Raw genomic sequence first — 23,773 nt, 5'->3', positions numbered from 1 at the left:
CCTTTCTCCCAAGGTGCGGTGCGGGCGGCAGGCCGACAGCGTCCGACACGATCTCTAGGCACTCCGTTCCATCCGGAGCCTTCCAGGCAGGAAACGACCCTAACGCGTTAGGTTTTCCGTAATGTTAACGGCGGTTTTACACGCTGGCGCAGCGGATTTGAAGCACCGGAGGGGATTTTGTGCGAAGCGCGCAAAGCAAAAGCCCCGGGCCATGCCCGGGGCTTCGCATGAATTGCAACCGTCAGGCTCAGTAGTTGGACGGGCAATTGTCGATGTAGCGGCGGCCGTAGCGGTCGCGGTAGTAGCACTGGCCCGGCTGTTCCGAGACATGGCCGATGACGCCGCCGGCAATGCCGCCGATGGCTGCGCCCACGGCCGCGCCACGGACGTTGCCGGTGACCGCGCCACCGATGATTGCGCCGGAGACGGCGCCGATGCCCGCACCCTTTTCCGTCTGCGTGCAACTGGCGGCGGCAAGGCCCACCAGGACGAGCGCAATGACTTTCTTCATGAAGATGTTCTCCAAAGTTGAGCGGCGGCCGCGTTTGCCGGGTCCGCCCTATCCCCTTCTACCCAGGAAACATACCGGGGCCGTTCGCGACGGCCGGGTCTGTCCGAGCCTGAGGATATATGCGGGACCGGGGAAGTCCATGGCATTGAAGTATTTTTTTGCAGGCCGAATAAAATGCGGGGCCGTGCCGTTTGGCCTCTCCCGGCGCGCGCCCGGTCACGATAATTTTCATCCCCCTTACAAAGTAGCGGTTGATCGCCGCCGCAAAACGTCAAATGATATGATTGTTGAGGTCGCGGCGAAGGAGGAGAAGACGTCGCCGCGGCACTCGTGCCGAAAAGAATGCACGCGAATCGAAATGCTGGAGTCGCTCGATCCCCGCCCGCGTCGTGAGGACGCCCGCTGCATATGACGTCGGATCGTCCGGTCCCAGCGGCAGGTAACCGCCAGGGAGGAATGAATGGCGAAAGTGGCAATGACCGTCAACGGCAGGAAGGTGAGCCGCGAGTGCGAGGACCGCACCCTGCTTGTGCACTTCCTGCGCGACCAGCTCGCTCTCACGGGAACCCATGTCGGCTGCGACACGTCCCAGTGCGGGGCCTGCGTGGTGCATATGGACGGCAAGGCCGTCAAGAGCTGTTCCATCCTCGCGGCCCAGGCCGCCGGCTCCGAGATCCTCACCATCGAAGGCCTTGCCGCGGGTGGGGACCTCCATCCCGTGCAGGCGGCCTTCAAGGCGAACCACGGCCTGCAATGTGGCTTCTGCACGCCCGGCATGGTGATGACTGCGGTGGACATGATCAACCGCTACGGCGCCAAGCTCGACGAGAAGACCGTTCGGGAAAATCTCGAAGGCAATATCTGTCGATGCACCGGCTACCACAACATCGTGAAGGCCATCCTCGCCGCCGCCGAAGAGATGGGCGCGGCAGGCCGGCAGGCTGCGGAATAAGGCATTGGGCGGTAGGCGGTAGCCAGTAGGGAGGCCGTCGCGAGGCGACGAAGTCCCTGACGCCTATTGGCTAGAGCCTGTCGCCTCCATTCTCTGGAGGAGATGAAGATGGGTGTCGAAGGCATCGGCGCGCGCGTCGCGCGAAAGGAAGACAAGAGGTTTCTCACCGGCAAGGGGCGCTATACGGACGACATGTCCGTGCCGGGCATGCGCTATGCCGCATTCGTGCGCTCGCCACACGCCCATGCGAGGATCAGGAGCATCGATACGTCGGCGGCGGAGGACATGCCGGGCGTCATCGCCGTGCTCAACGGCAAGCAGATGCTGGACGACGGCATCGGCAACCTGATCTGCGGCTGGATGATCCATTCCAAGGACGGTTCGCCGATGAAGATGGGCGCCTGGCGGCCCATCGCCCACGAGACGGTGCGCTATGTGGGCGATGCGGTGGCCGTTGTCGTCGCCGACAGCGTCGGCGAGGCGCGCGATGCGGCCGAGGCCGTCGTCGTCGACTACGAGGTGCTGCCCGCCGTCACCGACGCCGTGAAGGCGCTGGAAGCCGGCCAGCCGCAGCTTCACCCCGAGGCCCCCGGCAACCTCATCTACGACTGGGAGATCGGCGACAGCGCCGCGACGGACGCAGCCATCGCATCGGCCGCCCATGTCACCGAGATGAAGATCGTCAACAACCGCCTTGCGCCGAACCCGATGGAGCCGCGCGCCGCGCTCGGCATCTACGATGCGGCCGAGGACCACTACACCTGCTACACGACGAGCCAGAACCCGCATGTCGCGCGCCTCGTCATGAGCGCCTTCTACAACGTGGCGCCGGAAAACAAGCTGCGCGTCATCGCCCCCGATGTCGGCGGCGGCTTCGGCTCGAAGATCTATATTTATCCGGAGGAGATCGTCTGTCTCTGGGCCTCCAAGCGGGCCGGCGTGCCGGTGAAGTGGACGAGCGACCGCACCGAGGCCTTCCTCACCGACGCGCATGGCCGCGACCATGTCTCGACGGTCAAGATGGCCTTCGACGCGAACAATCGCGTTACGGCGCTGAAGGTCGACACCATCGCCAATTTCGGCGCCTACATGTCGCTCTTCTCCTCGGCGGTGCCGACCTATCTCTATGCGACGCTGCTTTCCGGCCAGTACAATTTCCCGGCGATCCACGCCAATGTCAGGGCCGTCTACACCAATACGGTCGCGGTCGACGCCTATCGCGGCGCGGGCCGGCCGGAGGCGACCTATCTTCTCGAACGCACCATGGAGACGGCGGCGCGTGAACTCGGCGTCTCGCCGGCCGAGCTTCGCCGCATCAACTTCATCCGCTCCTTCCCGCACCAGACGCCGGTGATCATGAACTACGACGCCGGCGACTACGAGGCTTCGCTGGAAGCGGCGATGAAGGCGGCCGACTGGGCCGGTTTTGCGGCCCGCAAGGCGGAGGCCGCAGGCCGCGGCATGAAGCGCGGCATCGGCATGAGCTGCTATATCGAGGCCTGCGGCATCGCGCCGTCTGCGGCGGTCGGCTCGCTCGGCGCGGGTGTCGGCCTCTGGGAATCGGCGGAGGTGCGCGTCAATGCGGTGGGCACGATCGAGGTGCTGACCGGCTCGCACAGCCACGGGCAGGGCCATGAGACGACCTTCGCCCAGCTCGTCGCCGACCGCTTCGGCGTGCCGCTCGACAGCGTCTCCATCGTCCACGGCGACACCGACAAGGTGCAGATGGGCATGGGCACCTATGGTTCGCGCTCGGGCGCGGTCGGCATGTCCGCCGTCGTCAAGGCGCTCGACAAGGTTGAGGCGAAGGCCAAGAAGATCGCCGCCCACCTGATGGAGGCCGACGAGAGCGACATCGTCGTCGAGAACGGCGCGCTGAAGGTCGCCGGCACGGACAAGTCGGTGCCGTGGTTCCAGATGGCGCTTGCCGCCTATACCGCGCACAACCTGCCGGCCGGCATGGAGCCGGGCCTCAAGGAGGGCGCCTTCTACGACCCGGCGAACTTCACCTTCCCGGCCGGCTGCTATATCTGCGAGGTCGAGGTGGATCCGGAGACGGGCAAGACGAAGATCGTCCAGTTCGTCGCCGCCGACGACTTCGGCAACATCATCAACCCGATGATCGTCGAGGGTCAGGTGCACGGCGGCATCGCGCAGGGCATCGGCCAGGCGCTACTGGAAGGCGTGCACTACGATCCGGAAACGGGTCAGCTCGTGACGGCAAGCTACATGGACTACACCATGCCGCGCGCCGACGACCTGCCGTCCTTCCAGGTCTCGCACCAGGTCACGCCCTGCCCGAACAACCCGCTCGGCATCAAGGGCTGCGGGGAGGCGGGGGCCATCGGCTCGCCGCCGGCGCTGATGAACGCCATCACCGACGCCATCGGCAACAACGACCTCACCATGCCGGCAACGCCCCAGAAGGTCTGGGCGGCGCTGGCGGCCAGCAACTGACGGAGGAAGCCATGTACGCAACCAACTACCATCGTGCATCCTCCGTCGCGGATGCGGTCAAGCTGCAGTCCTCGTCCGACGAGGCGAAATACGTCTCCGGCGGCATGACGCTGATCCCCACCATGAAGCAGCGGCTCGCTGCGCCGTCCGACCTCGTGGACCTGCGCCATGTCGCCGAACTGAAGGGTATTTCCGTCGACGGCAGCCGTGTCCGCATCGGTGCGGGCACGACGCATTACGAGGTCTCGACCTCGGCGGAGCTCAAGGCGGTCTGCCCGGCGATCTGCCATCTGGCGTCGCATATCGGCGACCCGCATGTGCGCCACATGGGCACGATCGGCGGCTCCATCGCCAACAACGACCCGGCGGCCGACTACCCCTCCGCCATGCTGGCGCTGGGGGCGACCATCGTCACCGACCGCCGCGAGATTTCCGCCGGCGACTTCTTCACCGGGCTCTTCGAGACCGCGCTGGAGGACGGCGAGATCGTGACCGCGGTGACCTTCGCGGCGCCGGCGAAGGCCGGTTATTCCAAGTTCCCCAACCCGGCCTCGCGCTATGCAATGGCCGGCGTCTTCGTGGCGAAGGGGGCGGACGGCAGCGTGCGCGTGGCGGTGACGGGGGCCGGCTCCGACGGCGTCTTCCGGCACGAGGGCATGGAACAGGCGCTTGCCGCAAACTGGTCGCCGGAGGCAGTCGCCGGCGTTTCGGTCGATGCCGGCGATCTCCTCTCGGATATCCACGGCAGCGCGGAATACCGGGCGAACCTCGTGAAGGTCATGGCAAAGCGCGCCGTCGCGGCCGCCTGACCCCCGCAAAAGCTGAAACTGGTTCGATTAAAAGGACGGTTGAGGCCGTCCTTTTTTCGTGCAGACTTGACATGCATCAACATCGAATGGCCTTTGGAGACCTAGGATAGATTGGAATGGTTCAAAGGTGGCGCCGATTTGCCGCAGCGCAATCCGTTGCGGCGCAGGAGCGCCGGGTGTAGCCGATTGAACGACAGCCAACGACGATGATGTCCGGGTTCTCGCCGGACAGGAGACTGCGGATGGACTTCGAGACTTTCTTCAAGAACGAACTGGGCGGCCTGCATCAGGAAGGCCGCTACCGCGTTTTCGCCGACCTGGAGCGCCAGAAGGGCAACTTCCCCAGGGCGACCCGCTACACGGCGGACGGCCCGAAGGAGGTCACGGTCTGGTGTTCCAACGATTATCTCGGCATGGGCCAGAATCCCGCGGTCACGGAGGCGATGAAGCTTGCCATCGACCAGTGTGGCGCCGGTGCCGGCGGCACCCGCAACATCTCCGGCACCAACCACTACCATGTGCTTCTCGAACAGGAACTCGCCGACCTGCACGGCAAGGAAGCGGCCCTGCTCTTCACCTCGGGCTATGTGTCCAACTGGGCCGCGCTCGGCACGCTCTGTTCGAAGGTTCCCGGCCTCATCTGTTTCTCCGATGCCGGGAACCACGCTTCGATGATCGAGGGCATCCGCCATTCGAAATGCGAGCGGGTGATCTGGAAGCACAATGACCTGAAGGACCTCGAAGCCAAGCTGGCGGCCGCCGATCCCAAGGCGCCGAAGCTGATCGCCTTCGAATCGGTCTATTCGATGGACGGCGACATCGCCCCCATCAAGGAAATCTGCGACCTTGCCGACAAGTACGGCGCGATGACCTATCTGGACGAGGTCCATGCCGTCGGCATGTACGGCCCGCGCGGCGGCGGCATTGCCGAGCGCGAAGGCCTGATGGACCGCCTGACGGTCATCGAGGGCACGCTTGCCAAGGCCTTCGGCGTGATGGGCGGCTATATCGCCGGCTCCTCCGCGCTGTGCGATTTCGTGCGGTCCTTCGCCTCGGGCTTCATCTTCACGACGTCGCTTCCGCCGGCGCTGGCCGCAGGTGCGCTCGCCTCGATCCGGCACCTCAAGGCCAGCCAGACCGAGCGTTTCGCGCATCAGGAGCGCGTACGCAAGCTGCGCGCCGCGCTCGACCGCAACGGCATCCCGCACATGCCGAACCCGAGCCATATCGTGCCGGTGATGGTGGGCGATGCCGCCAAGTGCAAGTGGATCTCGGACCTGCTGCTCGACAATTTCGGCATCTACGTCCAGCCGATCAACTATCCGACCGTGCCGCGCAAGACCGAGCGCCTGCGCATCACGCCGACGCCGCTGCATTCGGATGCCGATATCGAGCATCTCGTCGGCGCGCTGCACGCGCTCTGGTCGCGCTGTGCGCTGGCCCGTGCCGTCGCCTGAGACGACGGCGCAATCGACGTTATCCGATGAGCCCGGCGGCCACCCGCCGGGCTTCTTCGTCTCCGGCGAAGACATCGTCCATCGAGGATGCCGGCGGCAGGTGGGCGAGCCTTTCCATCGTCTCCTCGGCGATGTCGGCCATGGCGAGGAAGCCGATGCGCCCGGCGACGAAGGCGTGGAAGGCGACTTCCTCGGCCGCGTTCATCACCGCGCCCTGCAGGCCGCCGCGCGTCAGCGCCGTGCGGGCAAGCCGCAGCGCCGGGAAACGCACCTCGTCGGGTGCCTCGAAATCGAGCCTTGCCAGCCTTGCGAAATCCAGCCGCTCGACATCGAGCGGCGCGCGCTCGGGATAGGTCAGCGCGTAGCCGATGGCCGTGCGCATGTCCGGCGCGCCGAGCTGGGCGAGTACCGAGCCGTCGACATAGCCGACCATGGAATGGACGATCGACTGCGGATGCACGATGACCTCAATCTGCTCCGGCCGAACGTCGAAGAGGTGCTTGGCCTCGATCATCTCCAGCGCCTTGTTGAACATGGAGGCGCTGCCGATGGAGATCTTGAGGCCCATCGACCAGTTCGGGTGCGCGCGGGCGATATCGGCCGTCACGCCGGCCATCTCCTCGCGGCTCCAGGTGCGGAAGGGCCCGCCCGAGGCGGTCAGCACGATGCGCTCGACGGCGTGGCGCTGGTCCTCCTCCAGCGCCTGGAAGATCGCGCTGTGCTCGCTGTCGACGGGGATAAGCCGCCCGCCGCCCCTGGCGACGGCATCGACGAAGAGGTCGCCGGCCGAAACGAGGCATTCCTTGTTGGCAAGCGCGATGTCCGCGCCGCGCTCCGCCGCCGCCAGCGTCGGGGCAAGGCCCGCCGTGCCGACGATCGCCGCCATCACCCAATCCGCATCGCCGGAGGCCGCTTCCAGCAGCGCCGCGCGTCCCGCGGCCGCTTCGATGCCGCTGCCGGAAAGCGCGTCCTTCAGCGCGGCGTAGCGGCTCTCGTCGGCCGTCACGGCCAGCCGGGCGCCGCAGTCTTTCGCCTGCGCGGCCAGCAGCTCGACATTGCCGTTGCCGGTCAGCGCCAGCACCTCGTGGCGCTCGCGCCCGCCGCGCTGGCGCACCACGTCGAGCGTGCTGGTGCCGATGGAGCCTGTCGAGCCGAGAATGGTGATGCGGCGCTTCTGCCGCGTGTCGGGAGCCATGATGATGTCCGCATTTTCTTGTGTTCTGTCTATGGCTCTACAGGCGAAAGAAGTCCGCAACAAGCCATGGAAACGCGCGAAAACGGCGGGCGGGCCGCCGTTGCCGAATCGCGGCTTGACCTTTTCGTGCGGACAGCCATAACGTCCCGGCAAAAGCGGTCTTCCGCGACGATCCGATTGGAGAATTCTGTGCACCGACGCCTGAGAGTATGGACGCTCGCCTGCCTTGCCTTCTTGGCGGCAGCGCCGGCCTATGCCGACGAGCCGGTTCCCGGCGGTCTCGGCGGCACCTGGCTCGTCGAGGACATCGGCGGCAACGGCGTCATCGACGACCTGCAGACGACCCTTGAGATCAAGCCGGACGGCTCCTATGGCGGCAACGGCGGCTGCAACACCTATCGCGGCAAGCTGAAGGTGCAGAACGGCACCATCGCCTTCGCGCCGGCCGCCGCCACGCGCAAGATGTGCGCGCCGGCCATCATGGACCAGGAGCAGAAGTTCTTCGACGCGCTCGGCACCGTCATCTCCTGGAAGCTCGAGAACGGCATCCTGCACCTGACGGGCAAGGAGGGCGCGCCGGAAATCCGCCTCGCCGGCCTCAAGAACAACACGGACGTCGTCATCCGCCTGCCCGGGCCGGAACAGAGCGTGGTGCGCGAGACGCTGAACTACCAGTGCGACGCCGACCAGCGCATCAGCGTCGAATACATCAATGTCGGCGCCAATTCGCTCGCCGTGGTGCGGATCGGCGAGGAGACGGTGATCGCCTCCAACGTCATGGCCGCCTCCGGCGCCAAATATGCCGGCGGCCGCTACGAATGGTGGACCAAGGGCGACGAGGCGACGCTCTACGACCTGACGAAGGGCGAGAACGCGCCGGGCGTCAACTGCCGCAAGACCGGCTGAGGCCGGGATCGGAGGGAAAGGGCATGCCCACGTTCCATGTCGGCCAGAAGGTCGTCTGCATCAACGACCGCTTCAAGAATGTCTCGATCGACCAGGGCATCCGCAAGGGCCAGGTCTATACGGTCCGCTGGGCGGGCCACTACCGGCACTATGTCGACGGCGATTTCTACGGCATCAAGCTGATGGAGCTCCATCGCGGCATGGATGACGGCCCGGAAGGCTACGGCGCCGTCGACATGCCCTTCCGCGCCAGCCGCTTCCGCCCGCTCGTCTCCGACCGCATCCGCGCCATGCTCGGCATGAAGGCGCCGAAGCCGAAGGTCGTCGCCAAACCCTCCATCGTCCCCGCCGTGCGCACCAAGCCGCCCGTCGCCATGCCCGAGCGCGAGACGGAAGAGGTCTGATCGCCATTTCAAGGAAATGGTGATCCCGCCGCGATTCGAACGCGGGACCCCCAGATTAGGAATCTGGTGCTCTATCCTGCTGAGCTACGGGACCACTGACTGCACCCATACAAAAGCCGCGGCGGGAAGCCAAGCGATTTTCCGCGGGACGTTCCCTGCGGAACAGCGAGGCGGCGCGGCGCGTGAGACAGTCGGTTCATGGGATGAAATGGTTCATCCGCAGGAACCGACAGGAGAATGTCTCATGCGCAGGATCATGCTTTCCGCCGTCGTCGCCACTTTCGCGGCGCTTTCCTTTGCCGCGCCCTCCAGCGCCGGCGATTTCTCGATCGGCTTCGGCTTCGGCCACGGCTGGGGACATGGCCATGGGCATGGTCACGGCTGGGGCCACGGCGCCCATGTGCAGGTCTATGACGACTACGGCTACGACTGCTTCTGGAAGAAGGTGAAGCGCTACGATGCCTGGGGCAACCTTGTCATCCGCAGGGTGCGTGTCTGCCGTTGATCCTTGCCTTCGCCCGGTCCTCCCCGCCTAGTCCGGCTGATGTCCCTGCAGCCGGGCGCTTTTCCGTCAGGCGGCAAGGCGGCTTTCGGCGAGCTTGACCCAGTAGGTCACGCCATGGGGGATGGCCTCGTCGTTGAAGTCGTAGGCGGGATGGTGGAGCCCCGCCGTATCGCCGTTGCCGAGGAAGATGAAGGCGCCGGGACGGGCGAGCAGCATGTAGGAGAAATCCTCCCCGCCCATCATAGGGGCGAGCGCCGGTTCGACGGCGGCTTCGCCGGCGATCTCGCGCGCCACCGCGACGGCATGGCCGGTTTCCTCGGCATGGTTGACCGTGACGGGATAGTTGCGGTGGTAGGCGACCGTGATCTCCGCGCCGTGCGCGGCGGCAAGGCCGGCGCAGATCTGGCGGATGCGGCTTTCGGCCTCCTCGCGCATATCCGGGCTCAGCGTGCGCACGGTGCCGGCAAGCTGCGCCTCTTCCGGGATGACGTTGTGCGCGAAGCCCGCATTGAACTTGGTGACGGAGACGACGAGCGAGGCGATGGGATCGGCGACGCGCGAGACGATGGTCTGCAATGCCGTCACCACCTGCGCGCCGATGACGATGGGATCGACCGTCTTGTGGGGCAGGGCGGCATGGCCGCCGCGGCCCTTCACGGTGATGTTGAATTCGTCGGTCGCCGCCATGATGGGGCCGGAGCGCGTGCCGAAGGCGCCGACGGGAAGGCCCGGCAGGTTGTGCATGCCGTAGACCTCGGCAATGCCGAAGCGCTCCATCATGCCGTCCTTGACCATCTCGTTGCCGCCGCCGCCGCCTTCCTCGGCCGGCTGGAAGATGACCGCGACATTGCCGGAGAAATTGCGCGTCTCGGCAAGGTATTTCGCAGCGCCCAGCAGCATGGCCGTGTGGCCGTCGTGGCCGCAGGCGTGCATCTTGCCCCTGACGGTGGAGGACCAGGGCTTGCCGCTCGTCTCCTCGATCGGCAGCGCGTCCATGTCGGCGCGAAGGCCGATGGTGCGGCCCTCTGCCCTGCCGCGGATGAGGCCGACGACGCCGGTGCGGCCGATGCCGGTCACCACCTCGTCCACGCCGAATTCACGCAGCTTCTCGGCCACGAAGGCGGCGGTCTTTTCGACGGCGAAGAGGAGCTCGGGCTCCCGGTGCAGGTTTCGGCGCCATCCGGCGATTTCATCCTGCAATTCTGCGGCGCGGTTGAGAACGGGCATGCAACGCTTCCTGTGATTTCGGCCGTAAATTCGGCCTGCCTACCTCGATGGCTTTGCCATGAGGGTGCCATATAGGTTAAATAGGGCGACGGTTCGAGACAACTCCCGATTTCGAGGACAGACCTTTGCAGATGAACGGACGATCGACGCGCCGGAGCGCGCGGCTTTTGGGCTCCGCCCTGTTGCTTGCAGCTTCCCTTTCCGCAACCGTGGCGAATGCCAATCCGCGCATGCTGGTGGATGTCAACACGCTGAAGGTCATCGAGCACGAGGATGCGTTCCAGCGCTGGTATCCGGCTTCCCTCACCAAGCTGATGACCGCCTATACCGTCTTCCGCGCCATCAAGGCCGGCGAGTTGACGCTGGACAGCCCGGTCACCATGACGAAGAACGCCGCCGCCGAGCCGCCGGCCAAGATGTATTTCAAGCCCGGCCAGAAGATGACGCTCGACAGCGCGCTGAAGATCATCCTCGTCAAGTCGGCAAACGACGTCGCGGTCGCCATCGCCGAATCGGTCGGCGGTTCCGAGCAGCAGTTCGTGAACCGCATGAATGCGGAGGCGGCCCGCATCGGCATGACCTCCTCGCATTTCATCAATCCGAACGGCCTGCCCGGCAAGGGCCAGTACACGACGGCGCGCGACCTTGCGGTGCTCGCCGTCACGCTGAAGCGCGAATTCCCGCAATACGCGCCCTATTTCGCGCTGGAAGGCTTCACCACGGGCAAGAAGCAGTATCCGAACTTCAACATGCTGATCGGCCGCTTCGACGGGGCGGACGGCATGAAGACGGGCTTCATCTGCGCGGCCGGCTTCAACCAGGTCTCCTCGGCGACCCGCAACGGGCGCAGCGTCGTTTCGGTCGTGCTCGGCTCGGACAGCCTCGGCGCGCGCGCCGATATCTCCGCCAACCTTCTCCAGAAGGGCTTGACGGGCCCTGCCGGCAACGGCCCGACGCTCGGCCAGCTTCGCCCCTACGGCGAGACGCGCGACGTGGTTGCGGACATCTCGCAGGACATCTGCACGAAGCATGCCGCCAAGGTGCGCAGCGAGGGGCGCGACGAGGCCGGCCGCCAGAAGCTCGGCTCGCCCTATATCCATGAACTGAACCGGCCGCTGAAGCTCGTCTATGCCGGTCTCATCGCCGGCGACAGCGACAAGCCGGCGGGCGACGACAAGGTCGCCATCGGCGATATCGGCGATGCGGTCAACGTGCCGATCCCGATCCCGCGTCCCACCTACTGACAGGACTGGCCATGACCCTTGCAGAGCGGCGCGTGCCGGTTTCCGTGCTGACCGGGTTCCTGGGCGCGGGCAAGACGACCTTGCTCAACCGCCTGCTGAAGGATCCGAGCCTGACGGATACCGCCGTCATCATCAACGAGTTCGGCGAGGTCGGCATCGACCATCTCCTCGTCGAGCAATCGGGCGACGGCATCATCGAGCTTTCCGACGGGTGCCTGTGCTGCACCATCCGCGGCGAGCTGGTCGATACGCTCGCCGACCTGATGGACCGCATGCAGACGGGAAAGATCCAGCCGCTGAAGCGCGTGGTGATCGAGACGACCGGCCTTGCCGATCCCGCGCCGGTGCTCCAGGCGGTGATGGGCAATCCGGTGCTCGCCCAGTCCTTCAGCCTCGACGGCGTGATCACGGTGGTCGACGCCGTCAACGGCCTGTCGACGCTCGCGAGCCATCCGGAGGCCGTCAAGCAGGTCGCCGTCGCCGACCGCGTGCTGGTCAGCAAGACGGCGATGGCTGACGCGGCGGCGCTGGAGGCCGTGAAGCGGGAGATTGCGGCGCTCAATCCGCGCGCGCCGATATCCGATGTCGATGCGCCTGGCCTTGCCGGTCCGGACCTGCTCGCCAACGGCCTCTACGATCCCGACAGCAAGAGCGCGGACGTCCGCCGCTGGCTGCACGAGGAGGCGCACGGCCATCATCACCATGATCATGATCATGACGATCACCATCACCACCACGATCATGGACACCGGCATGCCCATGACGTGACGCGCCACGATGCGACGATCCGCTCCTTCAGCATCGTGCACGATCGCCCCATCGATCCGATGGCGCTGGAAATGTTCGTCGATCTCCTGCGCTCGGCGCATGGAGAGAAGCTGCTGCGCATGAAGGGCATCGTCGCCATGTCGAATGCGCCGGAGCGCCCGCTGGTGCTGCAGGGCGTGCAGAGCGTGTTCCATCCGCCGGAGCGTCTTGCGGCCTGGCCGGACCCGGAAGACCGGCGCACCCGGCTGGTGCTGATCACCAGGGACCTGCCGGAAGCCTTCGTGCGCGACCTCTTCGACGCCTTCACCGGCACGCCCAAGATCGACCGCCCGGACCGCGCGGCGCTCGCCGACAATCCGCTCGCGATACCGGGATTGAAGCTTTAGGGTTGGGTTCACCCCCTCTGCCGCCAATCAAGTCTTCTTGCGGATCAGGAAACGGTGTCCCGCCTCGATGCGCTCGCTGGCTTCCAGCGCGTGGCCGTCCTCGTGGCAGAAATGGGGGATGTCGATGACGGCGAGGGGATCGGTGGTCTCGACCCAGAGCGCGGTGCCGGGCGCCATGGCGGAGAGGCGCTTGCGCGTCTTCATCACCGGGAGCGGGCATTTGAGGCCGCGCAGGTCGTAGGTCTCGGTGTCGTCCTCTGCCGCCATTCCGGTCATTTCTGCCAGAACTTCCAGAAAGGCTTCTTCGGCGTCTGCTCGACGACTTCCACGGCCGGGTTTTCCTCCGGCACCGGGACTGCGCCCGCCGTGTCCGCCGGCTTCTTCACCTCCGCTCCGGCCTCGGTGGTCCGCGCTTCCTTGCGCGCCTGCCGGCCTTCGCCGAGGGGGTTTTCCGCGGTGTCCTGCGTCGCGGTTACGGCGGGCACGGCTGCGCTCTCGTCGCTGTCCTTCGTCCAGAGCTTCCAGAAGGGCTTCTTTTCCTTCTTCTCGACGACCGTCACGCCCGGGTTTTCCTCCGGCACGGGCAGGGCGCCCTTGCCTTGGGCGGCCTTCTGCGCCTTCTCGGCCGCGACGTCGGCGGCAAGGTCCTCGGCTTCCTTGATCTTTTTCTGCTCGGCCTCGATTTTCGCCTGTTCGACGGCCTGCTTTGCGCGCTCCTCGGCCTCGAGCCTGCGCTTTTCGGCCTCCTCGGCCTTGCGCTTCTGCGCCTCGATCTCGCGCTCGGTCATCAGCTTGCCGGCGTCGAGCGACGTGCCGGTCGGGGCATAGGCGAGCTCGCGGCCCTTGCGCTGGTCGGCGACGATCGCCTTGCGCTGGGCTTCGGACGGCTCGACCCAGACGGTGCCCTCGTATTTCGACAGCGCCTTCGCATAGGCGGCCGCATAGGTCTTGTTGTAGTTCGCGAGCGCCGTTTCCAGCGCGGCCGGCGTCGTCATCGCCGGGCAGGCGCCGCCCGGGGAGAAGGGCTTGTCGGCCTGCTGGTTGAAGACGTACTTGCCCTCGCAGACATTGACCTCCGGCGGGCGCTTGGTGATCTCGAAATGATCCCAGCCGACCTTCAGCATCTTCCAGAAGCCGATATTCGGATTGTCGCGGTGGCGCGCCATGTTCTCCGCGGTCATGCGGAAGGGGAAGGCTTCGAGCTGGATGGCCTTCTGCCCGCCGTCGAAGGCGTCGCGCGCGAAGGCGAAGATCTCCAGCATCTGCTCGTCGGTCATCGAATAGCAGCCGGACGACGAACAGGCGCCATGGATCATGAGGTTGGTGCCGCTCGCCTTGTTGGCGCGGTCGTAGGTGTTCGGAAAGCCGGTGTTGATCGCGAGATAGTAGCTCGAATTCGGATTCAGGTTGGCGCGCGAGAGCGGATAGAAGCCTTCCGGCGCCTGGCGGTCGCCTTCCTTGGTCTTCGGCCCCAGCTTGCCGGACCAGGCGCAGATCTTGTAGCTGCGCACGAGCTGGTAGCGGTTCGAGCGGTCGGCCTTCCAGATCTCCAGCCGGCCCTCTTCCTTGAGGATGCGCAGCATCATCGGCGAGGAGCGGTCGATGTTCATCGCCGCCAGCTTGCTGACGACGGACGAGGAGAGCTGGTAGCCGGTCTTGCTGGATACCGTGCGCAGGTCGACGTCCACCTTGTCGAAGGAATCCAGCGTCTCGTTGGTGCAGCCGGCGGCGGCAACGGCGAGAAGCGAAACGGCGGCAAGAGCTGTCAGGCGCATGCAGAATCCATGAACTATCGTCAGATCGCGAGCCGTCGCGCCGTTGCGGCGGGACGTGCTGTCGTTATCGGCTTATACTTCATAAAGCCTTAACCGGAAATTCTTTCGCGAGGCTGCCGGCAGGCTCACCGTTTCAGACACAAGGATTATGGCCGAGATGGGGCGGCGGGCGGCCTGCCGCCCGCAAATCGCCTCAGAGCTGGCGGCCGATGTTGAGGTAGCGCTGGCGGCGCTCCTTGCGCAACTGGTCGCCCGGCTTGGCGCCGAGATCCTTGAGCGCGGCGGCGATCACGTCGCCGGTGCGGCCGATCACCGCCTCGGCGTCGCGGTGCGCGCCGCCGACGGGCTCGGGAATGATGCCGTCGATGATGCCGAAGGCCTTCAGGTCTTCGGCGGTGATCTTCATGTTGCTCGCCGCTTCCTTGGCGCGGGTGGAATCGCGCCAGAGGATGGAGGCCGCGCCTTCCGGCGAGATGACGCTGTAGATGGCGTGCTCCAGCATGTAGACCCGGTCGCCGGTGGCAATGGCGATCGCGCCGCCCGAGCCGCCCTCGCCGAGAACGACGGAGACGATCGGCACGCGCACGTTGAGACACATTTCCGTGGAGCGGGCGATGGCTTCCGCCTGGCCGCGCTCCTCGGCGCCGATGCCCGGATAGGCGCCGGCGGTGTCGATGAGCGTGACGATGGGCAGGCCGAAGCGGTCGGCCATTTCCATGACGCGGATCGCCTTGCGGTAGCCTTCCGGACGGGCGCTGCCGAAATTGTGTTTCAGGCGCGACTTGGTGTCGTTGCCCTTTTCCTGGCCGATGATGGCGACCGCCTCGCCGCGGAAGCGGCCAAGGCCGGCCTGGATCGCCTCGTCCTCGGCGAACTTGCGGTCGCCGGCGAGCGGCGTGAATTCCTCGAAGAGCTGGGCGGCATAATCGACGAAATGCGGACGCTGCGGATGGCGCGCGACCTGCGTCTTCTGCCAGGGGGTCAGCTTGGAATAGATGTCGGCCATCGCCTCGCGGGCGCGCACTTCCAGCCGGCCGATCTCGTCCGTCGTGTCGATGCTCTCATCTTCCTCGGCGAGCTTGCGGAGCTCGTGGATCTTGCCTTCGAGATCCGAGATGGGCTTTTCGAAATCGAGGTAGTTGTGCATGAGATGCGTTTCCGATCGTTTGCTCAAACCGCGCCAGGCTGCCGTGGACCGGAAGGCCAGCGGCAAGCGATGGGGGTCCTAATCCGTTTTTTTCGCCTGTTTGGCAAGGGGGTGATGGGTTTGAACGAGCTCGTGCAGCCGTTCTTCCAGCACATGCGTATAGATTTGTGTCGTTGAAATGTCCGAATGACCGAGCAGTTCCTGCACCGCGCGAAGGTCCGCGCCGTTCTGCAGGAGATGGCTGGCAAAGGCGTGGCGAAGGACGTGCGGGGAGAGCGTGGCGGCCCGGATGCCGGCCCGTCCCGCGAGCGCCTTGAGGTCGCGCGCGAAGACCTGGCGCGGCAGGTGCCCCTCCTTGCTTGCCGCCGGAAAGAGGAAGTCGCCGGCCGACGGATCGTCGTCGGCTTCCGCCGCAAGCGCCGTCCTGTAGGCCTCCATGGCGGCGACGGAGGCGCGCGACAGCGGCACCAGCCGCTCCTTGTTGCCCTTGCCCTTGACGACGAGGAAGCGCCCGGTCTGCGCCAGCACGCTCGCCGGCAGCGAGACGAGCTCGCTGACGCGCATGCCCGTCGCATAGAGGAGCTCGACGAGAAGATGCATGCGCCGCTTGAGGAGGGGATTGCCATCGGGTTCGTTCGCCTCCGTCTCCGCCCGGGCGATGAGGCGGGTGACGTCGTCGACGCTGAGGGTCTTCGGCAGGGTGCGGCCCTTCTTCGGCGCGTCGAGGATGCCGGTCGGGTCGTCGCCGCGCAGGCCCTCGCCGTAGAGGAACTTGAAGAATTGACGCAGCGCCGAAAGCCGCCGGGCCTGCGATGAGGCGGCAAAGCCCTGCCGCGCGAGATGGCCGAGATAGGCGCGCAGGTCGTCGGCCGTAGCCTCGGTGAGGCGCACGCCACGCCCGTTCAGGAAGGAGCGGGCGTCCTCCAGGTCGCGTTCGTAGGATTGCAGCGTGTTCGTCGCCGCGCCGCGCTCGGCGCTCATCATCTCGAGGAAGGATTCCACCTGGAGCGCCGACGGATCCCTCATGGCTGCGGGTTCACCCGTTCGGAGGGGATGCGGATCGTCACCTCGCGCGTCGTCGGCTCGACGAACGTCACCAGCGCCACCATCGTGCCGTAGACCGAGCCGGCGATCACGGCGCAGAAGAACAGGAATCGGAACAGGGTGGGCATGACACTCTCCGGGACGACGATCCTATATCGCCCCGCCCGCCGCCGAGCGCAAGGGTAAGGGGCGCGGCGGCGGCCCGCGAGCATCATGCGGGCGATGCGCAACAAAAGGCCCGCCGTTTGAAAGATTTTAACCAGAGGGTGCATAGGATCGGGCCCACGACGCAGACCAACTGGAAAGACCTCACGATGACCGCCATCAAAACTCCCGGCTTTACCGGCGATACGCTCGAAATCATCGCCTTCCGCCTGCACGATCAGGAATTCTGCGTGAAGACGACCACGATCCGCGAAATCCGCGGCTGGGCGCCGTCCACGCCGATCCCGCATTCGCCGCCGGACGTCATCGGCGTGATGAACCTGCGCGGCACGGTGATCCCGATCATCGACCTTGCCCACAAGCTCGGCATGAAGAGCACGGAGGCCAACGAGCGCAGCGCCATCGTCGTTGCCGAGGTGCACAGCATGGTGGTCGGCCTCGTCGTCGACCGGGTGTCCGATATACTCACCATCCGCGGCGAGCAGATCCAGCCGGTGCCGGAAGTGACGACCTCCTTCGACAAGGCCTATGCCGAGGGTATCATCGCCCATGAGAACGGCATGATCTGCTTCCTCAATCTCGCGCGCATGTTCAAGGAGCGCGACATGGAAGACATGGCGGCCTGACCGCTTCTTCCATCGTAGACAGGACGAACCGCCGTGCCGGCCGCACGGCGGTTTTTTGTTGCCTGTTCGAGACCGCAACCTTTGCGTTATTTAGCGTGTAGGCTGAAAATTCCGCCTGACGCAACGTTAACTTCCTCGACCCCGAATTGTCCCCGTTTCTCAGGGGAAAGGCGACATGTCGCTCGCTTTCCTTTATCACTTGTTAAGTCTGTCACTCTATCCTTGATTGCAAATGCGCATTCCGGCGGTTCGCCACGTCGCCTTCCGCCGAAAGAGACACCGAGGAACCCGCGCGGCCGGTGAAGCAGGCCGCGGAGAACGCAACCCAATGGCCGCCGCGCAGGCAATTCCCAGGAAGGCGTGGCCGTCGTAGAAAAGGGACAGGTCATGCTTTCATTCGCCAAGTCCATGGATGCGGGCCATATCGTCGATGCGCTGTCGCGCTCGCAGGCCGTGATCCAGTTCGACCTCAAAGGCAATATCCTCACCGCCAACGAAAACTTCTGCCGCGCGCTCGGCTACGAGTTGAAGGAGATCGTCGGCAAGCATCATCGCATCTTCTGCGACGCCGCCCATGTGGAGAGCGACGCCTACCGCCAGTTCTGGGCGCGGCTCGGCAACGGCGAATACGATTCCAACACCTACAAGCGTATCCGCAAGGACGGGGCCGAGATCTGGATCCTTGCGACCTACAATCCGGTCTTCCGCGGCGGCAAGCCCTACAAGGTCGTCAAGTTCGCCACCGACATCACCGAGGCGCGGATGCGGGCGGCGGAAGATGCCAGCAAGCTCGCGGCGATTTCCCGCTCCCAGGCGGTGATCGAGTTCACGCCGACCGGCGAGATCCTCGATGCCAATGCCAATTTCTGCGATGCGCTCGGCTACGACATTTCCGAGATCCGCGGCAAGCATCACCGCCTGTTCTGCGATCCCGCCTATACGCAGACGCAGGCCTATGCGGATTTCTGGAAGAACCTTGCTGAAGGCAACTTCGCTTCAAGCGAATTCGTGCGCTACGGCAAGGGCGGACGGGAGATCTGGATCCAGGCGGCCTACAACCCCATCCGAGACCTCAACGGGCGCGTCTACAAGGTGGTGAAGTTCGCCACCGACGTGACCGAGCGCATGTCGGCGATCAACGCGCTCGGCGGCGCGCTGAAGGCGCTTTCCGAAGGGGACCTGACGCAGAACCTCGCCATGACGTTCGTTCCGTCGATGGAGGCGGTGCGCAAGGACTTCAACGAGGCGGTGGCAGGCCTTCACGAAGCCATGCGCACGGTCGAGACCAATGCCAATGCCATCGCCTCGGGCGCGCAGGAGATCCGCTCTGCCGCCGACGATCTCGCCAAGCGCACGGAGCAGCAGGCGGCCTCCGTCGAGGAGACGGCCGCCGCGCTCGACGAGATCACCACGACCGTCGCCGATTCGAGCCGGCGGGCCGACGAGGCCGGCACGCTGGTCGCCAAGACCCGCGCCGGGGCGGAAAAATCCGGCGAGGTCGTCAAGAAGGCGATCGACGCGATGGGGCAGATCGAGCAGTCCTCGCGGGAAATCTCCAACATCATCGGCGTCATCGACGACATCGCCTTCCAGACCAACCTGCTGGCGCTCAACGCCGGCGTGGAGGCGGCGCGCGCGGGCGAGGCCGGCAAGGGGTTTGCGGTGGTGGCACAGGAGGTGCGCGAGCTCGCCCAGCGGTCGGCGAGCGCGGCCAAGGACATCAAGGCGCTCATTACCACCTCGGGCGAGCAGGTGAAAAGCGGGGTGGCGCTGGTCGACGAAACGGGGCGCGCTCTCCGGGAGATCCTGGAACAGGTGCAGGAGGTCCACACTAACGTGTCGGCGATCGTCGAAGCCTCGCGCGAGCAGTCGACCGGGCTTCGCGAGATCAACCAGTCCGTCAACTCCATGGACCAGGCGACGCAGAAGAACGCGGCGATGGTGGAGGAAAGCACGGCGGCAAGCCATGCGATGGCGCGCGAGGCCGAGGCGCTGCACACCCTTATCCGCCGGTTCCGGCTTTCGGGCAGCGCGCCGTCCGCGGCGCGCCCGCATACGCCGGCTCCCGTCCCGCAGCTTCATGCCGTGGCGCGCACCATGCGCGCGCCGCGTGGCTCCACGGCGGCGGCGGAGAGCTGGGAAGAGTTCTGAGCCCGCGATACGACAGAAAGGCGGCCGGCAGCGATGCCGGCCGTCGGCATTCGTGAGGGGCCGTCAGCGGGCGGCGGGCGGCACTTCCGGCGGCGGCGGACGGCGGATCATGGGCACGGCCTCCATGACGAGCCAGTCGAGCCCTTCGCCGCCGCGGTTGTCGACGATGTCGAAAAGCTGCCGGCGCATGCGCGGCTCCCAGAACTTGTTGATATGGGTCGCCACGCCGCTCGCCGCTCCGCTCCTGGGCTGCGAATGGAAGAACGTGGCGATCTGGTTCGCCTCCCTGACCAGTCTGTTGCCTTCCGACATTCCTGTCTCCTAACCGCTGCCGACCTTGCGCCTCGCGCCGGAGGCGATGCGCCCGGCGCCTGTGAAAATCTCGAATTCATCGCCCCGGACCAGCGCGACCAGCGTCATGCCCGCCTCTTCCGCCGTGCGGATGGCAAGCGCCGTCGGCGCGGAAATGGCGATGATGAAGGGGCTGCCGACGATGGCCGTCTTCTGCACCATCTCGACGGAAACGCGGCTCGTCACGATGACCGCGCCCGCTCCGCCGTCATGGCCCGCGCGGCGCGCGGCGCCGACGAGCTTGTCGAGCGCATTGTGCCGGCCGACATCCTCGCGCACGGCGACGAGCCCCTTTCCCGGCACATAGAAGCCGGCGCCGTGCACGGCGCGGGTCGTCCTGTGCAGCGGCTGCCCGCCGTTCAGCAGATGGACCGCCTCGACGATCTCGTCCTCGCTCAAGGTCAGCGCCGACGAGCGCACGGACGGCGTGACGCGCACCGCCTGCTCGATCGATTCGATGCCGCAGAGGCCGCAGCCGACCGGCCCTGCCATATGGCGGCGGCGGGTGACGAGCGCGTCGTTGCTGGCATCCGCAAGGCGGATCTGCAGGTCGATGCCCTTGTCTTCCGCGACGACCTCGATGGCCTCGATCTCGCCAGGACCCGCGATGATGCCCTCGGTCAGGCTGAAGCCGGTGGCGAAGTCCTCGAGGTCAGCGGGCGTTGCCATCATCACCGCATGGGTGGAGCCGGCATAGGAGAAGGCGACCGGCGTTTCTTCCGGCACGAAGCGCTCACCGTCCTCCATCCGCCCGCTGCGGCGGGCGATCTCGGCAACCTTGATCGTGGTGGAAAAGCCCGTCACGGTCGTTCCTATTCCGCCGCCTCCATCTTGCCGGCGATGCGGCGCGCGCGGCGCGCCACCTCGTCATATTCGACCTGCCATTCGGACGGGCCGTTCGACGGGGAGATCTGCACGGCGGTCACCTTGTATTCCGGGCAACTGGTCGCCCAGTCGGCGAAATCGGTGGTGATGACGTTCGCCTGCGTGCCCGGATGGTGGAAGGTCGTGTAGACGACGCCCGGCGCCACGCGGTCGGTGACGAGCGCGCGCAGCGTCGTCTCGCCGGCACGGCTGGCAAGGCGCACCCAGTCGCCGTCGCGGATGCCGCGGTTCTCCGCGTCGTGCGGGTGGATCTCCAGCCGGTCCTCGGCATGCCAGGCGACATTGTCGGTGCGCCGCGTCTGGGCGCCGACATTGTACTGGCTGAGGATGCGGCCGGTGGTCAGAAGCAGCGGGAAGCGCGGGCCGGTCTTCTCGTCGGTCGCGACATATTCCGTGCGGATGAACTTGCCCTTGCCGCGCACGAAGCCATCGACATGCATGATCGGCGAGCCGAGCGGATGCTGCTCGTTGCAGGGCCACTGGATGGAGCCGACCTTGTCGAGGTAATCATAGGAAACGAGGGCAAAGCTCGGGGTCGTCGCTGCGATCTCGTCCATGATCTCGGAGGGGTGGGCGTAGTTCCAGTCGAGGCCCATCGCCCTTGCGAGGTTCTGCGTGACCTCCCAGTCGGCATAGCCGTTCCTTGGCGTCATGACGCGGCGCACCCGGTTGATGCGGCGTTCGGCATTGGTGAAGGTGCCGTCCTTCTCCAGGAAGGTCGAGCCCGGCAGGAAGACATGGGCGTAGTTCGCCGTCTCGTTGAGGAAGAGATCCTGCACCACGACGCATTCCATGGAGGAAAGGCCGGCGGCGACGTGCCGCGTGTCGGGGTCGGACTGGAGGATGTCCTCGCCCTGCACGTAGAGGGCCTTGAAGGAGCCGTCCACGGCCGCGTCCAGCATGTTGTTGACGCGCAGGCCCGGCTCGGGATTGAGCGTCACGCCCCACATCTTCTCGTAGATGTCGCGCGTGCTCTCGTCCGAGATGTGGCGATAGCCCGGCAGCTCGTGCGGGAAGGAGCCCATGTCGCAGGAGCCCTGCACGTTGTTCTGGCCGCGCAGCGGGTTCACGCCGACGCCCGTCCGGCCGATATTGCCGGTGACCATGGCGAGGTTGGCGATGGCGATGACGGCGGTCGAGCCCTGGCTGTGCTCGGTGACGCCGAGGCCGTAGTAGATCGAGCCGTTGCCGCCGGTGGCGAAGAGCCGGGCGGCGCCGCGCAGCGCCTCGGCCGGCACGCCGGTGAAGGCCTCGGTCTCTTCCGGGCTGTGGCGCGGCTCGGCGACGAAGGCGGCCCAGTCCTCGAATTCCGACCAGTCGCAGCGCTCGCGGATGAACGCCTCGTCGCAAAGCCCTTCGGTGACAATGACATGAGCGAGCGCGGTGAGGATGGCGACGTTCGTGCCGGGCTTCAGCGGCAGGTGGAAGGCGGCCTTCACATGCGGCGCGGAGACAAGCTCGGTGCGGCGCGGATCGATGACAATGAGCTTGGCGCCCTCGCGCAGGCGCTTCTTCATGCGCGAGGCGAAGACCGGATGGGCGTCGCTCGGATTGGCGCCGATGATGATGATGACGTCCGTGTGCTCGACGGAATCGAAATCCTGCGTGCCGGCGGAGGTACCGAAGGTCTGGCCGAGGCCGTAGCCGGTCGGCGAATGGCAGACGCGCGCACAGGTATCGACATTGTTGTTGCCGAAGCCGGCGCGGACCAGCTTCTGCACGATATAGGTCTCCTCGTTCGTGCAGCGCGAGGAGGTCAGCGCCCCGATCGAATCGCGGCCGTACTGGTACTGGATGCGGCGGAATTCGGAGACGACATGCGCATAGGCCTCTTCCCAGGTGACTTCACGCCAGGGGTCGGAGGTCTTCTCGCGGATCATCGGGTTGAGGATGCGCTCGCGATGGGTCGAGTAACCATAAGCGAAGCGGCCCTTGACACAGGAATGGCCGTGGTTGGCCTTGCCGTCCTTCCAGGGCACCATGCGCACCAGCTCCTCGCCGCGCATCTCCGCCTTGAAGTTGCAGCCGACGCCGCAATAGGCGCAGGTCGTGATGACGGAATGCTCCGGCTGGCCGATCTCGATGACCGACTTCTCCGTTAGCGTCGCCGTCGGGCAGGCCTGCACGCAGGCGCCGCAGGAGACGCATTCGGATTCCAGGAAATTCTCGTGCATGCCGGCCGAGACGAAGCTGTCGAAGCCGCGGCCCTCGATGGTGAGCGCGAAGGTGCCCTGCACCTCCTCGCAGGCCCGGACGCAGCGCGAGCAGACGATGCACTTGGAGGGATCGTAGGTGAAATAGGGGTTGGATTCGTCTTTCGGCGTCCAGCGGGCGTTGATCTCGCCGTTATTGCGCGGCTTGACGTGGTTCTCGCCGTCATAGCCGTAGCGCACGTCGCGAAGGCCGACGGCGCCGGCCATGTCCTGCAGCTCGCAGTCGCCGTTTGCCGCGCAGGTGAGGCAGTCGAGCGGGTGGTCGGAGATGTAGAGCTCCATCACGCCCTTGCGGATCTGCTTGAGACGGCTCGTCTGGGTATGGACGACGAGGTCGGGCGCGACGGGCGTCGTGCAGGAGGCGGGCGTGCCGTTCCGGCCCTCGATCTCCACGAGACAGAGGCGGCAGGAGCCGAAGGCGTCCACCATGTCGGTGGCGCAGAGCTTGGGCACCTCGATGCCGGCCTCCATCGAGGCGCGCATGATGGAGGTGCCTTCTGGCACGGTAATCTCGTTCCCGTCGATGGTGAGCGTCACCATATTTTCGGAGCGGGAGGCGGGCGTGCCGTAGTCGATTTCAGAAATCAGGGGCATG

Annotated in this window: 22 protein-coding genes and 1 tRNA gene; 11 read left to right on the top strand and 12 right to left on the bottom strand. The window is 65.9% G+C overall.

All coding sequences use genetic code 11. From position 1 onward, the window contains the following. Positions 1–247: 247 nt before the first annotated feature. Positions 248–511, bottom strand: a complete 264-nt coding sequence (locus ACZ5TO_RS15325; protein WP_184145819.1) for a glycine zipper domain-containing protein — start codon at positions 509–511, stop codon at positions 248–250. A 460-nt stretch (positions 512–971) separates the two neighbouring features. Here ACZ5TO_RS15325 and ACZ5TO_RS15320 point away from each other — a divergent pair, with 460 nt between their 5' ends. The 4 genes from ACZ5TO_RS15320 (at position 972) to hemA (ending at position 6,186) form a co-directional block, all read left to right on the top strand. After that, complete coding sequence (locus ACZ5TO_RS15320) at positions 972–1,463, top strand: (2Fe-2S)-binding protein (RefSeq protein WP_184145818.1); 492 nt, start codon at positions 972–974, stop codon at positions 1,461–1,463. Positions 1,464–1,571: 108 nt separating this feature from the next. After that, positions 1,572–3,920: a xanthine dehydrogenase family protein molybdopterin-binding subunit gene (locus tag ACZ5TO_RS15315; RefSeq protein ID WP_464798712.1), complete on the top strand. Its 2,349-nt coding sequence runs from the start codon at positions 1,572–1,574 to the stop codon at positions 3,918–3,920. Positions 3,921–3,931: 11 nt separating this feature from the next. Next, positions 3,932–4,729 carry an FAD binding domain-containing protein gene (locus ACZ5TO_RS15310; protein WP_464798711.1) on the top strand — a complete coding sequence of 266 codons (798 nt, stop codon included), beginning with the start codon at positions 3,932–3,934 and terminating at the stop codon, positions 4,727–4,729. Between the two features lie 242 nt (positions 4,730–4,971). Further along, positions 4,972–6,186 carry a 5-aminolevulinate synthase gene (gene hemA / locus ACZ5TO_RS15305; protein ID WP_464798710.1) on the top strand — a complete coding sequence of 405 codons (1,215 nt, stop codon included), beginning with the start codon at positions 4,972–4,974 and terminating at the stop codon, positions 6,184–6,186. A gap of 19 nt (positions 6,187–6,205) precedes the next feature. Here the strand turns inward: hemA and dxr are convergent, their stop codons facing one another. Further along, complete coding sequence (gene dxr / locus ACZ5TO_RS15300) at positions 6,206–7,381, bottom strand: 1-deoxy-D-xylulose-5-phosphate reductoisomerase (protein WP_464798709.1); 1,176 nt, start codon at positions 7,379–7,381, stop codon at positions 6,206–6,208. A 234-nt stretch (positions 7,382–7,615) separates the two neighbouring features. Here dxr and ACZ5TO_RS15295 point away from each other — a divergent pair, with 234 nt between their 5' ends. Together ACZ5TO_RS15295 and ACZ5TO_RS15290 are read left to right on the top strand one after the other, a co-directional pair. Beyond that, positions 7,616–8,287 carry an META domain-containing protein gene (locus ACZ5TO_RS15295; protein WP_246434359.1) on the top strand — a complete coding sequence of 224 codons (672 nt, stop codon included), beginning with the start codon at positions 7,616–7,618 and terminating at the stop codon, positions 8,285–8,287. 23 nt (positions 8,288–8,310) lie between these two features. Continuing rightward, positions 8,311–8,691 carry a CAP-Gly domain protein gene (locus ACZ5TO_RS15290; protein ID WP_464798708.1) on the top strand — a complete coding sequence of 127 codons (381 nt, stop codon included), beginning with the start codon at positions 8,311–8,313 and terminating at the stop codon, positions 8,689–8,691. 17 nt (positions 8,692–8,708) lie between these two features. On the opposite strand, the gene ACZ5TO_RS15285 is transcribed toward ACZ5TO_RS15290, so the two are convergent. Then, positions 8,709–8,785: transfer RNA gene (locus ACZ5TO_RS15285), tRNA-Arg, on the bottom strand. A 150-nt stretch (positions 8,786–8,935) separates the two neighbouring features. Between ACZ5TO_RS15285 and ACZ5TO_RS15280 the strand changes: the two genes are divergently transcribed. Then, positions 8,936–9,196 carry a hypothetical protein gene (locus ACZ5TO_RS15280; RefSeq protein WP_464798707.1) on the top strand — a complete coding sequence of 87 codons (261 nt, stop codon included), beginning with the start codon at positions 8,936–8,938 and terminating at the stop codon, positions 9,194–9,196. A 66-nt stretch (positions 9,197–9,262) separates the two neighbouring features. Here ACZ5TO_RS15280 and ACZ5TO_RS15275 read toward each other — a convergent pair whose 3' ends face one another. Beyond that, a complete protein-coding gene (locus ACZ5TO_RS15275; RefSeq protein ID WP_464798706.1) occupies positions 9,263–10,423 on the bottom strand; it encodes a M20 aminoacylase family protein in 1,161 nt (386 codons plus the stop codon). A 131-nt stretch (positions 10,424–10,554) separates the two neighbouring features. Between ACZ5TO_RS15275 and ACZ5TO_RS15270 the strand changes: the two genes are divergently transcribed. Further along, on the top strand, positions 10,555–11,667 hold the full coding sequence (locus tag ACZ5TO_RS15270) for a D-alanyl-D-alanine carboxypeptidase family protein (RefSeq protein ID WP_464798705.1): 1,113 nt from the start codon (positions 10,555–10,557) through the stop codon (positions 11,665–11,667). An 11-nt stretch (positions 11,668–11,678) separates the two neighbouring features. Further along, the gene (locus ACZ5TO_RS15265) at positions 11,679–12,821 is read left to right on the top strand and encodes a CobW family GTP-binding protein (RefSeq protein WP_464798704.1); all 1,143 of its coding nucleotides are present in this window, start codon (positions 11,679–11,681) and stop codon (positions 12,819–12,821) included. Positions 12,822–12,848: 27 nt separating this feature from the next. On the opposite strand, the gene ACZ5TO_RS15260 is transcribed toward ACZ5TO_RS15265, so the two are convergent. The 5 genes from ACZ5TO_RS15260 to ACZ5TO_RS15240 form a co-directional block, all read right to left on the bottom strand. Next, the gene (locus ACZ5TO_RS15260; RefSeq protein WP_464798703.1) at positions 12,849–13,088 is read right to left on the bottom strand and encodes a sulfurtransferase TusA family protein; all 240 of its coding nucleotides are present in this window, start codon (positions 13,086–13,088) and stop codon (positions 12,849–12,851) included. Between the two features lie 5 nt (positions 13,089–13,093). Then, on the bottom strand, positions 13,094–14,596 hold the full coding sequence (locus ACZ5TO_RS15255) for a L,D-transpeptidase family protein (RefSeq protein WP_464798702.1): 1,503 nt from the start codon (positions 14,594–14,596) through the stop codon (positions 13,094–13,096). 193 nt (positions 14,597–14,789) lie between these two features. Then, positions 14,790–15,743: an acetyl-CoA carboxylase carboxyltransferase subunit alpha gene (locus ACZ5TO_RS15250; protein WP_184145806.1), complete on the bottom strand. Its 954-nt coding sequence runs from the start codon at positions 15,741–15,743 to the stop codon at positions 14,790–14,792. A 78-nt stretch (positions 15,744–15,821) separates the two neighbouring features. Continuing rightward, positions 15,822–16,769, bottom strand: coding sequence for a site-specific tyrosine recombinase XerD (gene xerD / locus ACZ5TO_RS15245; RefSeq protein ID WP_464798701.1), 948 nt, complete (start codon positions 16,767–16,769; stop codon positions 15,822–15,824). Beyond that, on the bottom strand, positions 16,766–16,915 hold the full coding sequence (locus ACZ5TO_RS15240; RefSeq protein WP_184145804.1) for a hypothetical protein: 150 nt from the start codon (positions 16,913–16,915) through the stop codon (positions 16,766–16,768). The genes xerD and ACZ5TO_RS15240 overlap by 4 nt, the downstream gene beginning before the upstream one ends. 186 nt (positions 16,916–17,101) lie before the next feature. Between ACZ5TO_RS15240 and ACZ5TO_RS15235 the strand changes: the two genes are divergently transcribed. Together ACZ5TO_RS15235 and ACZ5TO_RS15230 are read left to right on the top strand one after the other, a co-directional pair. Further along, a complete protein-coding gene (locus ACZ5TO_RS15235; RefSeq protein ID WP_184145803.1) occupies positions 17,102–17,578 on the top strand; it encodes a chemotaxis protein CheW in 477 nt (158 codons plus the stop codon). Positions 17,579–17,965: 387 nt separating this feature from the next. After that, positions 17,966–19,729, top strand: a complete 1,764-nt coding sequence (locus ACZ5TO_RS15230) for a methyl-accepting chemotaxis protein (protein ID WP_464798700.1) — start codon at positions 17,966–17,968, stop codon at positions 19,727–19,729. 63 nt (positions 19,730–19,792) lie between these two features. Here the strand turns inward: ACZ5TO_RS15230 and ACZ5TO_RS15225 are convergent, their stop codons facing one another. The 3 genes from ACZ5TO_RS15225 to fdhF form a co-directional block, all read right to left on the bottom strand. Continuing rightward, positions 19,793–20,041: a formate dehydrogenase subunit delta gene (locus ACZ5TO_RS15225; RefSeq protein WP_184145801.1), complete on the bottom strand. Its 249-nt coding sequence runs from the start codon at positions 20,039–20,041 to the stop codon at positions 19,793–19,795. A 9-nt stretch (positions 20,042–20,050) separates the two neighbouring features. After that, the gene (fdhD, locus tag ACZ5TO_RS15220; protein WP_464800402.1) at positions 20,051–20,827 is read right to left on the bottom strand and encodes a formate dehydrogenase accessory sulfurtransferase FdhD; all 777 of its coding nucleotides are present in this window, start codon (positions 20,825–20,827) and stop codon (positions 20,051–20,053) included. A gap of 65 nt (positions 20,828–20,892) precedes the next feature. Beyond that, entirely contained in the window at positions 20,893–23,772 is a 2,880-nt protein-coding gene (fdhF, locus tag ACZ5TO_RS15215) for a formate dehydrogenase subunit alpha (protein WP_464798699.1), read from the bottom strand. Between the last annotated feature and the right edge of the window lies 1 nt (position 23,773).

Source organism: Shinella sp. Sh6, from assembly GCF_055392685.1.
The sequence above is the reverse complement of the archived record's forward strand: the minus strand, read 5'-3'. Positions and strand labels throughout refer to the sequence as shown.